Annotated in this window: 13 protein-coding genes and 1 pseudogene; 6 read left to right on the top strand and 8 right to left on the bottom strand. The window is 65.4% G+C overall.

Annotated features, from left to right (window positions below):
• Positions 1-549: 549 nt before the first annotated feature.
• Positions 550-942, top strand: a pseudogene (locus ACQP2U_RS13755) (winged helix-turn-helix domain-containing protein); the annotation flags it as partial.
• 55 nt (positions 943-997) lie between these two features.
• Entirely contained in the window at positions 998-1423 is a 426-nt protein-coding gene (locus ACQP2U_RS13750; protein WP_433716459.1) for a transposase, read from the top strand.
• Between the two features lie 339 nt (positions 1424-1762).
• Here the strand turns inward: ACQP2U_RS13750 and ACQP2U_RS13745 are convergent, their stop codons facing one another.
• Positions 1763-2308, bottom strand: a complete 546-nt coding sequence (locus ACQP2U_RS13745) for a hypothetical protein (RefSeq protein WP_433714993.1) — start codon at positions 2306-2308, stop codon at positions 1763-1765.
• A gap of 264 nt (positions 2309-2572) precedes the next feature.
• Entirely contained in the window at positions 2573-3463 is an 891-nt protein-coding gene (locus ACQP2U_RS13740; RefSeq protein ID WP_433714992.1) for an alpha/beta fold hydrolase, read from the bottom strand.
• A gap of 112 nt (positions 3464-3575) precedes the next feature.
• Between ACQP2U_RS13740 and ACQP2U_RS13735 the strand changes: the two genes are divergently transcribed.
• Positions 3576-4673 (top strand): glycosyltransferase family 4 protein, encoded by a 1098-nt coding sequence (locus ACQP2U_RS13735; protein WP_433714991.1) that lies wholly within the window; start codon positions 3576-3578, stop codon positions 4671-4673.
• Complete coding sequence (locus tag ACQP2U_RS13730) at positions 4673-5542, top strand: hypothetical protein (RefSeq protein WP_433714990.1); 870 nt, start codon at positions 4673-4675, stop codon at positions 5540-5542. Before ACQP2U_RS13735 ends, ACQP2U_RS13730 begins: the two co-directional genes overlap by 1 nt.
• Here the strand turns inward: ACQP2U_RS13730 and ACQP2U_RS13725 are convergent.
• The 5 genes from ACQP2U_RS13725 to ACQP2U_RS13705 all read right to left on the bottom strand — a co-directional run bounded on the left by ACQP2U_RS13725 (position 5526) and on the right by ACQP2U_RS13705 (position 10830).
• Positions 5526-7025: a CocE/NonD family hydrolase gene (locus ACQP2U_RS13725; protein WP_433714989.1), complete on the bottom strand. Its 1500-nt coding sequence runs from the start codon at positions 7023-7025 to the stop codon at positions 5526-5528. The genes ACQP2U_RS13730 and ACQP2U_RS13725 overlap by 17 nt on opposite strands.
• Entirely contained in the window at positions 7018-7767 is a 750-nt protein-coding gene (locus ACQP2U_RS13720) for a PIG-L deacetylase family protein (RefSeq protein ID WP_433714988.1), read from the bottom strand. Before ACQP2U_RS13720 ends, ACQP2U_RS13725 begins: the two co-directional genes overlap by 8 nt.
• The gene (locus ACQP2U_RS13715; RefSeq protein ID WP_433714987.1) at positions 7764-8504 is read right to left on the bottom strand and encodes a lysophospholipid acyltransferase family protein; all 741 of its coding nucleotides are present in this window, start codon (positions 8502-8504) and stop codon (positions 7764-7766) included. The genes ACQP2U_RS13720 and ACQP2U_RS13715 overlap by 4 nt, the downstream gene beginning before the upstream one ends.
• A 198-nt stretch (positions 8505-8702) precedes the next feature.
• The gene (locus ACQP2U_RS13710; RefSeq protein ID WP_433714986.1) at positions 8703-9179 is read right to left on the bottom strand and encodes a hypothetical protein; all 477 of its coding nucleotides are present in this window, start codon (positions 9177-9179) and stop codon (positions 8703-8705) included.
• A gap of 442 nt (positions 9180-9621) precedes the next feature.
• Positions 9622-10830, bottom strand: a complete 1209-nt coding sequence (locus ACQP2U_RS13705; RefSeq protein ID WP_433714985.1) for an alpha/beta fold hydrolase — start codon at positions 10828-10830, stop codon at positions 9622-9624.
• A gap of 83 nt (positions 10831-10913) precedes the next feature.
• Here ACQP2U_RS13705 and ACQP2U_RS13700 point away from each other — a divergent pair, with 83 nt between their 5' ends.
• Positions 10914-11513, top strand: coding sequence for a TetR/AcrR family transcriptional regulator (locus ACQP2U_RS13700; protein WP_433714984.1), 600 nt, complete (start codon positions 10914-10916; stop codon positions 11511-11513).
• 213 nt (positions 11514-11726) lie between these two features.
• On the opposite strand, the gene ACQP2U_RS13695 is transcribed toward ACQP2U_RS13700, so the two are convergent.
• Entirely contained in the window at positions 11727-12176 is a 450-nt protein-coding gene (locus tag ACQP2U_RS13695) for a hypothetical protein (protein ID WP_433714983.1), read from the bottom strand.
• On the opposite strand from ACQP2U_RS13695, the gene ACQP2U_RS13690 reads away from it, so the two are divergent.
• On the top strand, positions 12147-13061 hold the full coding sequence (locus tag ACQP2U_RS13690) for a tyrosine-type recombinase/integrase (RefSeq protein ID WP_433714982.1): 915 nt from the start codon (positions 12147-12149) through the stop codon (positions 13059-13061). The two genes, ACQP2U_RS13695 and ACQP2U_RS13690, sit on opposite strands and share 30 nt — an antisense overlap.
• Positions 13062-13155: the final 94 nt, after the last annotated feature.

Below are 13155 nucleotides of genomic sequence, written 5' to 3'. Positions count from 1 at the left end.
TGGACGCTACTGGGCTGGGTCGGGCCTCGCTCCCATGACTCGTGAGAGATCTCTGTGGTTCTCGCCCCCTGCCACGGCGCCAGGCCGCGGTACACCGATCCCGACACGGCGGCCCTTCTGCGCGCGCGGTCATCGGCATCACCGCGCGTTCGTCGCACGCTTCCGTCGCTGACACGCCGACACAACTTTCACTGACCCGGCCATCCCTCAACGTCCGCTTGGCGACATATGGGCCAGCCGGTGGCCGACGCGGGGCACACCAGTACGGCTTCGCCGGGAATAGCGCACTCCCCGAATACATGACCTTCACCAGTGAATTAGGAACCTTTGACCTTCATCTATGTCTGCCCAGTGACCACCAAAACGCGCGGTAGGCGGCCATTAAAGATCTTTCGGTTATTGGGTGAGTAGTTGCGGTCGGTTTGCTCTGCGGCGTAGGGCAATTGGTGTGTGGTTGTGCAGTCACCGCCGCCGGGCGGTCGGAAGAGGAGCCGAAAGTCGAAGCGGGCGAGGGCGGGCCGGGATTTCGACGCGTTGCAGGAGCGTCGAATGCGGGCGGTGGAGATGTTCGAGGCCCGGCGGCGGCAGGTCGATGTGGTGGTGGAGTTCGGGGTGTCGGCGCAGACTCCGTCGCGCTGGCACAAGGCATGGATCGAGGGCGGACGTGACGGGTTGGCGGGTGCAGGCCGGGCGGGTCGCCGGCCGCGGTTGAGCGATGAGCAGGTTCTCGAGGTCGAAGCCGTCTTGGCGAAGGGGCCCAAGGCGAATGGTCTCGGCACCGATATGTGGACCTTGGCGCGGGTGGCCGAGGTGATCGAGTGCATCACCGGGGTCCGGCATTCGCAGACCCAAACCTGGACCATCCTGAGGGAGCGGATGGGCTGGAGCCAGCAGCGCCCGGCGCGGCGCGCGGTCGAGCGCGACGACGCCGCGATCGAGGCGTGGCGCAAGACCGAGTGGCCGCGCATAAAAGAGCGCTCGGCGCCGAAGCGCGTGGATCTGCTTCCAGGACGAAAGCAGATTCTCCCTGCTGCCCGCAGTGAGAGCGACCTGGGCGCCGCGAGGTGTCACACCGGTTCTGCGGCATCGGTTTTCCTGGAAAAGCATGTCGATGTCCGGCGTGCTCGCCTACCGGCCCGACCGCAGCGAGGCCGCGTTCGTGTTCGCGATGAAAGAAGCCGCCTACAACACCGAAACCCTGATCGAGTTCCTCACCGAACTGCACCGCCACTTCGACGGCGAACCCGTCATCCTGGTCTGGGCCGGCCTGACACAGGTTCTAATTTCATCGACAGGCCTCGACGAGCCTCATCATGCCTGGTCAGGGCCTGTTCGGCGCAATCGAACTCGGCCCCGCTGCATCGCATCAGATCTGGGTAAATCCCATCAAAAGTGTGAGATTTTGGTGGGACGGATCGAATGACGAAATCGGCAATCAAAGCCATGATCTGGATGCCGACGCAAGCACCACCAGACCCTATCCGCCCTCCGCGTGTCGGGCCGCACGGTTCTGTGACCAGACGCGCCCTTTAGCAGCTCCCGACCGGGTTCGGCGTGTCAGAACCCAACACGCCGAACCCGTTTGACTATCAGCAATATTCCAGCGAATTGCCGTCTTGGTCATCGATCGCGCCGACAGGCCATGCCGACAGGCCGTGCCGACAGGCCGTGCCGAAAAGAACCAGCGAGTACTGGCACGTCTCCACACGGCCTACCCAACCGCGGCTGCGGCACAGGGTCGGCGCACCGCTGAACCTGTCGGTCACCAGTCGGTCGGCGCGGATTCCGCTGTCGCCCAACTTCGTTCGAACTCATCCTCGCTGATCACACACTTCGCCAACCCTGGGTCCCACAGATCGATCGGCGGATTCAGCGCCCAATCGTCGGGCCCGGTGCGCACCGCGCCGCCGTCATCGCGTACCTCGACCTGCCGCGTGCGGCGACCGTCCGGACCGATTTCCGTGAGATAGTCGGCCGCCGCAACCGCCTGCTCGCCGTCCCACCGCTGGCGCAGATATACAACGCCCCGGTCGATCAGCACACCGAAACCGGACTGGCCTCGCTGCGCATCCCGCTTCGCACGAAGGTTGTCGAGCCCTCGAGGCATCTGTGAGTCATCGATATCGACTTCGTCGAGATCGGAATCGTTGAAGCGCGCGATCCGCTCGGGATCGTCCACGACCTCGACTTCAGCGAAGGTTTCGACGATTTCACGCGCGGACCGTGCAGTAATCCACCACCAGATTCCGCCCATCCCATAGTCGTGACAGACGAGGTAGCGCCGCCTGGCTCGATCATCGATAGTCACGAAAGTTCATCCTAGGCAACAAATACCGGAGCACAGCCTGGGTGTTCTGCCATGGACGTTGGTAACGGCGTGGCGAGCTGACCTGGCGAAGATCTCCGGGTGAAGTGGGAGCTGCCAAGCAAACGCATTCACCGATCCGGAGGTCTTCGTGTCCCCCGTAATGCGCCGCTGCCGCCGTCCCCGAAGCAGCCCGCAGCCACGAACGCCCGCGCCAACATGCGCGTCCCACCGCTCTCCGGCCCCAGGACGAGACAGGCGGTCTCTTCATGCCCGGCACTCTGCGAGATCCAGACTCGTGATGAAAGCACGCAGGTGCAGGTCGACCTCTTCGGGTTTCTTGATCGAACTCAGATGTCCTGCGTCGGGAATGATTACGAGCTGTGCACCCGAAATACTCGCGGCGGCATCGGTTTTGTGCCGAAGCGGGATGAACCGATCACCATCTCCCGCAACCACCAACACGGGAGTGGTCCCGAGTGTGGCCAACCCTGCGCTGTGGTCGCACAGGGCGGTGTCGGCGATCAATGCCAGCAGACTGATGGTTCGCAATGACGTGACGAGCCGGCGCGCGCGGTCGATGTGCGCGAGTCGCCTACGCGGACCGGTACGCGCCTGGCTGCTCGAGTCGTATGCCGGGTGTCGTCGCTCGCTGGTATCGGTGAGCAGCCGGCGCAGCGGAGGTACCACCCGCCAGAGCACTCGGACCAACACGCGGGTCACGAAACCGGGCAGCCGTAGCGCGATTTCACCCCATCGTGATGGGACGGTGTCCAACAATGCGACGCCCACGATGCGGGTGCCGAAGAGCTCTGGCCGATGAGCAGCCAAGGCACATACGGCCATACCTCCCATCGAATGCGCGATCAAGACTACCGGTCGATCGGGCACGACGGAGTCGATGATCGCGGCGATGTCGAGGCCGAGTTGGCCGACGGTAGCGCTGTGGACCGGGGATTCGTCGGAGCGGCCGTGACCGCGATGGTCGAATAGGACGATCGTGCCCAGATCCGCGAGTGTCTTGCGCTGCCGACTCCAGTAGACAAGTGCGGTGTTGATCCCGCTGACGAAGATGATGACTCGCCTCGCGTCGCGATCGCCATCGAGCTCGACATGCAGTCCGGTGCCATCGTCGGCGGGCACCCGAGTTTCGTTCACGCCGCCACCTTTGCCTCAGTGCCGCAAGAACACTGATCATCATAGTTTACCTTCACTATGATTCATGATCAGCGCACAGTGGGTGCGTTGGATCCAGTCGAGGGGTTGACGCGTGATCGTGCACGTTACTGATGTCTTCACCCCCCGCGTCGGCGGCATCGAGGTTCAGATCGAGCGGCTGGCGCGCGCCCAAACAGCTGCGGGCGAGGAAGTCCATGTGATCACTGTGACCAGCGGGACCGACGACGATATGGCAATGCCCTACAGGGTGCATCGCATCACCCGGGCTGGGCACCTGCGTTCGTTGCTGCTGCGCCTACGACCACAGGTGGCGCATGTGCATCTGAGCGTCTATTCACCGTTCGCGTTGCGCTCCGCGAGACAGCTAGGGCTGCTCCGGATTCCGACCGTGATGACAGTGCACAGTATGTGGGACGCGCCCGTGCGGGCGGGCTATCGCGTGATCGGAAGGGCCGGTGACTGGCGACGTCGGTTCGTGCTGACCGCGGTGAGCACAGTGGTCGCCGACCAGGTCGCCCGCGCGCTGCCTGGGACCGCGACCGTTGTTGTTCCCAATGGCATCTCACCGGCATTGCAGCAGAACACCTCTCGCCTATCGGGAGAACTACATGTCGTCTCCGTCGGCCGGTTGGTGACCCGTCGACAACCGTTGATCCTGTTGAAAGTTCTTCGGATGGCCCAGCAACGGCTCGATGGTGAGGTCGCGGTGCAAGCCACCGTTGTCGGCGCCGGTCCACGCACGGACGCGATGCGCCGGTACCTGTATCGGCATGGCATGACCGGGTGGGTGCACTTGGTCGGGGTACAGGATCAGCACACCATCGGTGACATCTTGGCCACCGCGGATGTCTACCTGAACGTGACTAGTCGCGAGGCGTTCGGGCTCGCCACGTTGGAAGCGCGCACCGCGGGGCTGCCGGTGGTCGCCCGATCCGGTACGGGAGTGGCCGATTTCGTCGAGCACGGGCGTGAGGGGTTGTTGGGCGGCACGTCAGCCGAGCTGGTGACGGCCTTGGTGCAGCTCGGGCGCGATATGCAACTGCACCACCGGATGACCTCGCACAACCGCACGGTGGCACCGTCGGAACACAGTTGGCCGGTCGTGCTGGATCGGCTTCGCCATTGCTATGACGAGGCGGAACGTCGAGCGAGCATGTCCCGAGCTACGGCGGCAGGGAAGGCCGCCTGATGATTTCGCCTGTGCATGTCGCCCGGATCTCTTGGAGCAACGTTGATCATCTGCGCAAACGGTTCGGTAACGCCACCCTTGCCAGCCTGACTCGCGATGTGACCCGGGCGGCCCGACTACTGCGGAACGACCCGGCTGCGCGAATGGTGCCCGCACGTGCCGAACGCGTCGTCGTGACACTGTCGACCGTGCCGCGACGACGCAGGCACCTGCGCCCGGTCCTGCGCAGCCTTCTGGACCAGACCGTCCCCGCCGATCGGCTGCTGCTGGCCTGGCCGCGGCATTCGCTCCGGTCGGGGGCTGCCTACCCCGACCCGCCGTCGCTGCCCGCCGGGGTGGACATTGTGCGGTGCGAGGACGAGGGTCCGGCGACGAAGTTGCTGCCCGCGCTGCGGGCGGAGCCGAACGCGGTGCTGGTGGTCGTCGACGACGACGCGATCTACCCTGAGACCTTCCTCGAGGACCTGCTCGCCGCCCATCGCCAGGATTCGACCGCAGCGCTGGGATTGCGCGGCCAGCATGTCCGATTCGGTTGTGACCCAAGGTATCTCGGGCATGTTTACGGGACGGCGGTACTCGAGCACGTCCCGGTCGACGTGTTGATGGGCATGTGGGGATATCTGATTCCCCCCGGATCGCTGGACGAGGCTGTGCATGATTTCGAAGGTTGGCCCGACGAGGTGCGGTGGCAGGATGATGTGTGGATCTCGGCGCATCTGGCCCGGCGGCGAATATCGCGGCTCGTGGTACCCGTGAGCGGCACGCCACTCGAATCCACTGGTGCGTTCGTGGGAGCGTTGCATCACACGGTGAATCGCTCCGGCCACAACGAGGCGGTAGCGTTCGAGACGTTCAAGACGTGGTGGTGACGATCGGCAGCACCACCGCGCTCGGTCTTTGCGGGTCGTGGAAAACCTTCTGCTCCACGACCTCGCGGTGGCGGGCAAAGCGCGGCACCGCGGCACCACAAACATGCACTCGGAGTCGATGACCTGCCGCGAATTGGTGGGCTATCGGCCACAATTCGACCTCGACCTTGCCCGTTGTCTCATGGCCGACCCGACGCACGCCCTCACAGATGTTGTATGAGCGACCGTCGGGATGCACATCGCACAGCCGCACCACGAAGTCTGCGCCCGTCGGCGGACTGCTGTGGAAATACAGCCGCGCCGCCGCAGTGCCGATTACCTCCACCGCAGCACTCAGCGGTTCGCTGGTGTAGGTCAGCAGGTCTGCGCGGGTCTCGATCCTCCGGCAGTCCTCGGGTCGAGATTGGCCAACGATCACCGGCCCTCGCGGTGCCGGGGTTGGGTCGGCGGGGTCATAGCGGTAACGGTCACCACCAGACTCCTCAGGGCCATTTCGGGACAATCGCCCGCCCGTGCGCAAGAACCATGGGACCGGGCGGGTTCCGGGCAGGGGCCAGTCGGCGTAGTCGCGCCATTGCCGTGCCCCAGTGACGAACAGCCGGACAGGAAGCTCCCGCAAACCCGCGCGGTCACCGCACAGATGCGCCCGGAACCATTGCCGTGCTTCGCGGTTCGCGGTGAGAAACAGCTGAGGGTGATAGTGCCCCCACGGCCCGACCGTCAGGTGTGGTGCGGCGCCCGCCGCCCGCAGCCCGAGAAAGTCGCGAATCAGGCCGGGCAGGAAGACGTCATACCATCCGCCGACCAGATGCACCGATGCCATGACGCCGGATCGGGGCGCATGGCTGTGATCCAATCTTGCTCGCAGCGGGCTGCCTGGCCCTCCGTCAGCGATGACGGCTTGGTAGAACGGTACCGCTCTGCCTCCGGTCGCCACGTCGAGTTCGGCCGCGGGCCGACCGGACGCAATGGCGCGGCGCGCCCGCCTGGGTGCCAGCAGTGCGGTGGTGAAGCTGTGGTTGGAGCACCAAATGAGCACCGACTCCAGCGCGGTCGACCCGCCGGTAAAGATCGTGTCAGCGATCGACGACGACGCCACATGCACCGACATCGCGCGTAATTCGGTCACGTCGGCCGCAATAGCCCAGTGTGCGAACCCCATCGCGCTCATGCCGTGCAACGCGAGGGGCCCGCGGAACCAGGGTTGTCCGCGCAGCCACGCCACCGTGGCAAGACCATCCTCGCGCTCGGTGCTCAAAGGCAACACCTCGTCGCAGGATCTTCCGTCCTGCACGACGACCTGGAAGCCGTGTCGAGCGAAGTAGCAGCCGTAGAGGATGCCCATCGGGCGGCGGCCCATCGGCGACCGAACCAGGATTGTCGCCTGTGCCGGGCTGTTGGCAGGCAGGTAGAGATCGGCGAGCAACAGCGTGCCGTCAGCCATCGGGATGGACAGATCGCGTTCGATGCGGAGATCAAACATTGCGCCGCACAAACCATTCCGTGCCGAGTACCCATCGGAACACCGGCTGCGGCAACCGCAGCAGAGCGGCCAACGTGCGCACTCCGTCACCGCCAGCCGCCTGGCTGGCATGCGCGGCCATGCTCGCCCGCTTGCCTGCTGCGTAGCCGCGTACGTTCACCCGGTGAGTGATCGCGCTGCCGGGCGAATAGCTGCTGGCGAGCCGGTCCGGCGTCAGCCCGGTCGGTGTCAGGCGAAACAGGGCGGCGATCTGGATCGCCCGCAGCAACATGTCGCGGTCGACGGTGGCTTCCAGCAGTACTGGGGTGCCCGCGATCCGCGCCGCGAGCGAACCCACGTGGTGCAGATGAACGTGGTCGGGATGCCCATAGCCCCCCGCCGGGTCGTAGGACGTGACCAGCTCGGCGCGCTCCTCGACCAGGAGTGCGGCGATCCGCTCCGCAGCCTGCTCGACTGGCGTGGCGGAGAACGAGTTCGGTGCGGCACCATCCGATCCGGAATCGCCGTAGCCGAGGAACTGCACCCGCGCGCAGCCGAGGGCGGCAGCCGAGTCCATCGTTTCCCGCCGCCGTCGCGCGCCGAGTTCGGTCCCGGCAGGCGAATCCGTGAGTCCCGCTTCACCGTCTGTGGCGACCACCAGGACGACCCGATGGCCCTCGGCGGCCAGGCGCGCCATCGTGCCCGCGGTCAACAGGGACTCGTCGTCTGGATGGGCGTGCAGGAACACGCAGGTCGAGCTCACGAGACCTGCCCACGGCGCGTAGCGTTCTCATCGGCGTCCCGCGCCGCGGCCTCCTCAGGGCCGGGTGCGGTGCCGCCGAGATGCTCAGGCTGCCACCACTTCTCGGTCCCAGAGCACGGGTACTCGCGTTGTGCGCAGTCCAGTAGTGCCTGCATAGCTACGCGCAGTTGCTCGGTGACCTCCTCGGGATCGTCCTGGGATGTCGGGCGCAATGGTTCGCCGATGAGGACGGTGATGGGCAGCAGTGGCTGGATCAGCTCACGCCGGGCCTTGGTCCACAACCGGTGCGTTCCCCACACCGCAACAGGGATCAGCGGCACGCCAGCCGCGCCTGCTAGTCGGGCTGCGCCGGTCCGCAGCCGCTGGACGGTAAACGACTGGGCAATAGTGGCCTCGGCGAACACGCCGACCACCTCGCCGGACTTCAGTGCGTCCGTGGCTGCGTCATATGCCGCGCCTCCGCTCATGGGCCGGATCGGAATCTGTCGCAGGCCGCGCATCATCGGCCCGTACACCCGGTGGTCGAACAACTCCTGCAACGCCAGGAACCGCACACAGCGCCCGACTGCGCCCAAAGCGACTGCGAACGGGTCCAGGTAGGACACATGATTGGCGACGATCACCGCGCCGCCCGTTGCGGGGATGTTCACCTCGCCACGGATCCGGATCCGCAGCCCCAGCGCGCGAGACGCCACCCTGACAGCGAGAACTACTGCGGGATAGATGACATCACCCATACCGTGACAATCTAGTGTCCTGCGCCTGAAATGCGTTGAGACATTTAGCGAGTGATTCGAGGATTTCCTCTGCGGTTTTGCGCCAGAAGCGGTTGGGAATTGGGACGCTTGGCAGGTGGCAAATCACGGCTGTGCCGCCAGGCAGTTCGGACAATGACGTGCCGTGCGGCGGGGCCGCATGGGTCGACCTCGTCTCACTCATGCCATCGCGATCGCAGTGTTTGTGGCTAAGGTATCGCTAATGGTCTTGCCCAGCTCGTTGACGGTGGCGCGTTCCGCTCGCCAGTCCGCAGCACGCAACAGCCGACCGAGCAGAGAGTTGGCCGCGTAGGAGACATGGTCGGCTAGGTTGCGCCGCGCTGGAAGGTAGTGCACTTGAATCGTGCCGCGATCGTACCGATTGACTACAGCCGTGCGTGTGGGCTCGTCGTTGCCGTCGACCGCGAGCACGTAGACGAGGTCGTCAGTGATATCGCCATTCTCGTCGAGATGCGCGTTTAGCCGAAATCGCGCTGTTGGCTGCCCGTCCAGGGCGTCCAAACGCATGTGCGCGAAGTGCGGCGGAACGGTCGTGGACGCCACGAGCTGGGACGTCTCGTGGTTGAGTTCAGGGAAGACGAAGTCGGCCTCGAGCCACAGACTCCGTGCAGCAACGGCTTCGGATAACTCGCCCACTGGGACGTGGAGTCGCTTCGACTGAACCGGCGAAGACTGCCCTCTGACCCAAACATGCGGGCAAGTGCGTGCAGGAAGGCTGCGATTCCTGCACCGTTCGGGCCGAGCAAGAACGTTGACTCTTCCAGGGGCAGCTCAACCGGATCCGGACCCACGCTCCGGAAGCCGCTCACTCTCAGACGCCTGAGTCGCATACTTCTCTCCGCCGTTTGTCGGTGACGATGCGTTAAGTCATCGGAGCCACTTTCGAGGACATTAGCAACACCGAACGCGGTTTCAGATTTTCACCGGCAGCGTCGGCTCCGGTCGCGGTCCACCTGCGGCGCAGTTGATTACATACCCGAACGACCGCTCGACGTGGGTGCCGCGTCACAAACCCTGAGCAGACAGCCTGGAAGTCAGACCCGGGCCATGAGTTGCGTCCACAATCCTCAATTCGGCATTACCGCTCATTCGAAGGTTCGGTCGTGAGTGCTTGGGCGGCTGCGGCGGGTACGTAGGTGGACAGTGCTTGCACGAGGGCTCGGATGCCGCGGCGGGCCTCGGGCGTGAGTGTGGCGTGGCGGGCGACGTCGAGTTCGTTGGCGATGGTCAGGAGTGCGAAGTCGGTGAGCTCGTTGGTGGTGAGATCTATTGTGTCGCCGGTGAATCGGTCGGTGAGAGGGAGGGGAGTCGTACCCAGGCAGGCGTAGGTTTCGGTCCGGTCGCAGGCGGCGTAGCGGTAGACGAGGGCCTCGGCCTCGTCGCCGATCGCCGTGCGCAGACGGTTGCGCTCGTCGAGCGGTAGCAATGCGTGCGGGAAACCGTCTGTGCCGTAGGTGGCGTGACAGAGCGCGGCCAGGCAAACGTTCCGGCTTCCACCCAAATTCCGCACCAGGTCGTGCACCCGGTGGAGGTGGTCGAGGAGGTTGCCGCCGGGGTGGTCGAGCCGGCCCGCGCCGAGATCACGCAGCAGCGCCAGCGCTGGCCACGTGACGGTATGGGCAGCAATGGTTTCGGCCAGCTCCACCGGCCGGTCCCGGGCGACCAGGTGGCCGGCTCCCCACACGCGAGCCACGGTGGCATGCGGAGCCAGCCGGACCAGCCCGTCCACCTGGTCGTCGGTGACCGGCGATTCGCTGCCGCCGCGGACCAACAGTACGGGGAGGTCGAGGTCTGCGGTGATCCGTTGCAGCCGCGGAAGTTCGGCGAAGATGTCCTCGACGATCTCGGCGTCGTCGAGCCCGTGAGCGGCCAGGAAGCGGCGGACCGGGTCGAGCTCGAAGGCAGGTACGACGTCCACCAGCACCAGCCCTGCCATCCGCGCCCGCACCGCTGGGGATTCCAGGGCTGCGATGGCGGCGAACCCGCCCAGCGAGGCGCCGACCACCACACACCCCGCGGGCTCGGCACACACCATCGCGGCGACGTCGGCTGCGCACGGCGCGAGCGCGTGCGCCGAGCCGCCGCTGTCGCCGTGGCCGCGTTGATCGAAGGCCACACACCGGAACCCGGCATCGACGAGAACCTCGGCGACCGGTGCCCAGACTCCGCGGCGTTCACCACCGGCATGCAGCAGCAGGACCGTCGGCCCGATGCCGGCCTCCTCGCCTCGCAGGACCGCGTCGGGGCGGACGATGTGCCGTGCCCGCCGAGCAGTGAAGTCGATCATTTGCCGGACCCCCCCATACCTTGTGACGTCAAGGTAAGACGGTAGAACCAATTACCTTGGCAAGTCAAGGTAATGTTCCCGGCATGACGAGTTCACGGGTGCGTCGTTCGCCCGAACAGGCCAGGCAGGTGATTCTGGAGGCCGCCGAGCGGCTGCTGGCCGAAGGCGGAGTGACCGCCGTAGAGATGCGGGCGGTCGCTACCGCTGTCGGGATGACCGATGCGGGGGTCTATCACCATTTCGGGAGCCGGGACAGCCTCCTGGAAGCACTGCTGCGCCAAGGCGGGCGAAAGATCCGGGCGGGACTGCGGCAGGTGCTGAACTCCTGGCTCGACCGCGACACCGATGTCGGCGAACTGGTCGACACGTTGGCCATGTTCTACCGGCAGGGCTACGGCGAACTGGCAGCGGCACTACACGCCGCCGGTTGGCGTGACGAAGGATCAGGAATTCTCGATCCGGTTGTGGACGCGCTGCACGCCCTGCGACCCGACGCAGCCGACGCCCCGATCGAGGACACCCGCCTCGCCGTGGCCGCTCTCCACCAAGCCCTCGCCACCGAGCCGCTGTACGGCACTGAATTCCGCCGTAGCGCCGGACTGACCGGTCTTGCGGCCGCGACCCCCGACGCCCAGGTGCACTGGTGGACCACGCATCTCACCAGCACACTCGGCCTCCGCTAGCGAGCTGAGCGTCGAACAATCCGCGACGCGGCAACCCTCGGCCCCAACCGCTTGCTGCCCGAGATTGTCGGAATGACCTCAACTCGGCAGAAGCCCGGGTTGGAAAGCTATGCCAGCCAATCATTCCGGACGGGCTGTCCGTCGCGCGACCAGCGGCAGATGAGGGTACAGCGCCTTTCGTGCAGCCGGTCCGTTGTCTAGAACTAGCGAAAATCAGGTTCCATGTCGCTGTCGGGCGTCGATGACCAGATGTTTCACGGGCTCGGTCTCGATCGACCAGGGTCCAAACCCTTGGCGCCCCACGTGCTGGGCGGAATTCGCGACTTCCAGCATGGCGTCGCCGAGCACTTCGTCGCTAACTTCGCCAAGCACCTCAGTCCTGAACTGAGGATCGGTTGCGAGCTTCGCCCACCAGGGTTCTGAGCGCCGCGAGTAGTAGTTGCCGAACGACGGGTAGTAGCCGCTGTCGGTCTCTGCCGGGTTGCGACCGGGCCGAGTGGTGACGATGAGCGCGGCAATTGCGTCGAAACCGCAGAGCGTATCCAGCACTGGATCACGATCCGGAATAGCAGTGCCGGGTTCGGGATCGTAACCGCTATCGTCTGCGGCATAGGGGCGCAAAGCTGGCAACTGGTGTGTGATCCGGCGCGCCGGCGCGATCATGCCACCGAGTTCGTTCTGCCCGTTGATCTTCGGGATCCCACCGACCGCCTCGACATCACCGACCTGGACACCGAATTGATCACCGGGTTCCTGCAGCACCTCGAGGATCAGCGGGCCAACAGCATCGCTACCCGCAACGCCCGGCTCGCGGCGATCCACTCCCTGTTCCGCTACGCCGCCCAGCACATACCCGAGCACGCCGACCATATCGGCCGCGTGTTGTCGATCCCGCCGAAACGACGCGACCGGTCCATCGTCTGCTTCCTCACCAACGAAGAAACCCAGGCCCTGCTCGCCGCACCCGACCGCACCACCCGGCTCGGCCGTCGCGACCACACCCTGCTACGGCTGGCCTGCCAAACCGGGCTCCGCGTCTCCGAACTCACCTCCCTGACCCGTGACGACATCCACCTCGACACCGGCGCCCACGTCCGCTGCCACGGCAAAGGACGAAAAGACCGCGCTACCCCCATCACCCGGCCCACCGCCGCCGCGCTGCGAGCCTGGACCACCGAAACCGGCGGCCAGCCCGCCGACCCGGTCTTCGCAACCCGTCAAGGGCACCGGCTATCGACCGATGCAGTCGCCCGCCTGGTCACCAAACACGCTGCCACCGCGGCCATCTCGGCACCGACGATCACCAGCAAACGAGTCACTCCACATACCCTTCGCCACACAGCGGCAATGGCACTGCTGAACAGCGGAACCGACACCGCCGTCATCGCGCTCTGGCTCGGCCACGAAAGCCCCGCCACCACACAGATCTACCTCCACGCCGACATGACCCTCAAGGAACAAGCCCTCGCCCGCGTCCAACCGATCAACACCAGCCCCGGCCGATACCATCCACCCGACCAGCTACTCGCATTCCTCGAAGAACTCTGACCCGACACGCCGGATTATGCCGATAAGAACCCTTCGGACACACCAGATTTCAGGCAGCGGTCGGCATAACCCACCGCGCGGCATAAGCCGAGTT

The sequence above is a fragment of the Nocardia sp. CA-084685 genome, assembly GCF_050955785.1.
In the GTDB taxonomy this organism is placed as follows: domain Bacteria; phylum Actinomycetota; class Actinomycetes; order Mycobacteriales; family Mycobacteriaceae; genus Nocardia.
This window is presented reverse-complemented; position numbering and strand designations above follow the sequence as displayed.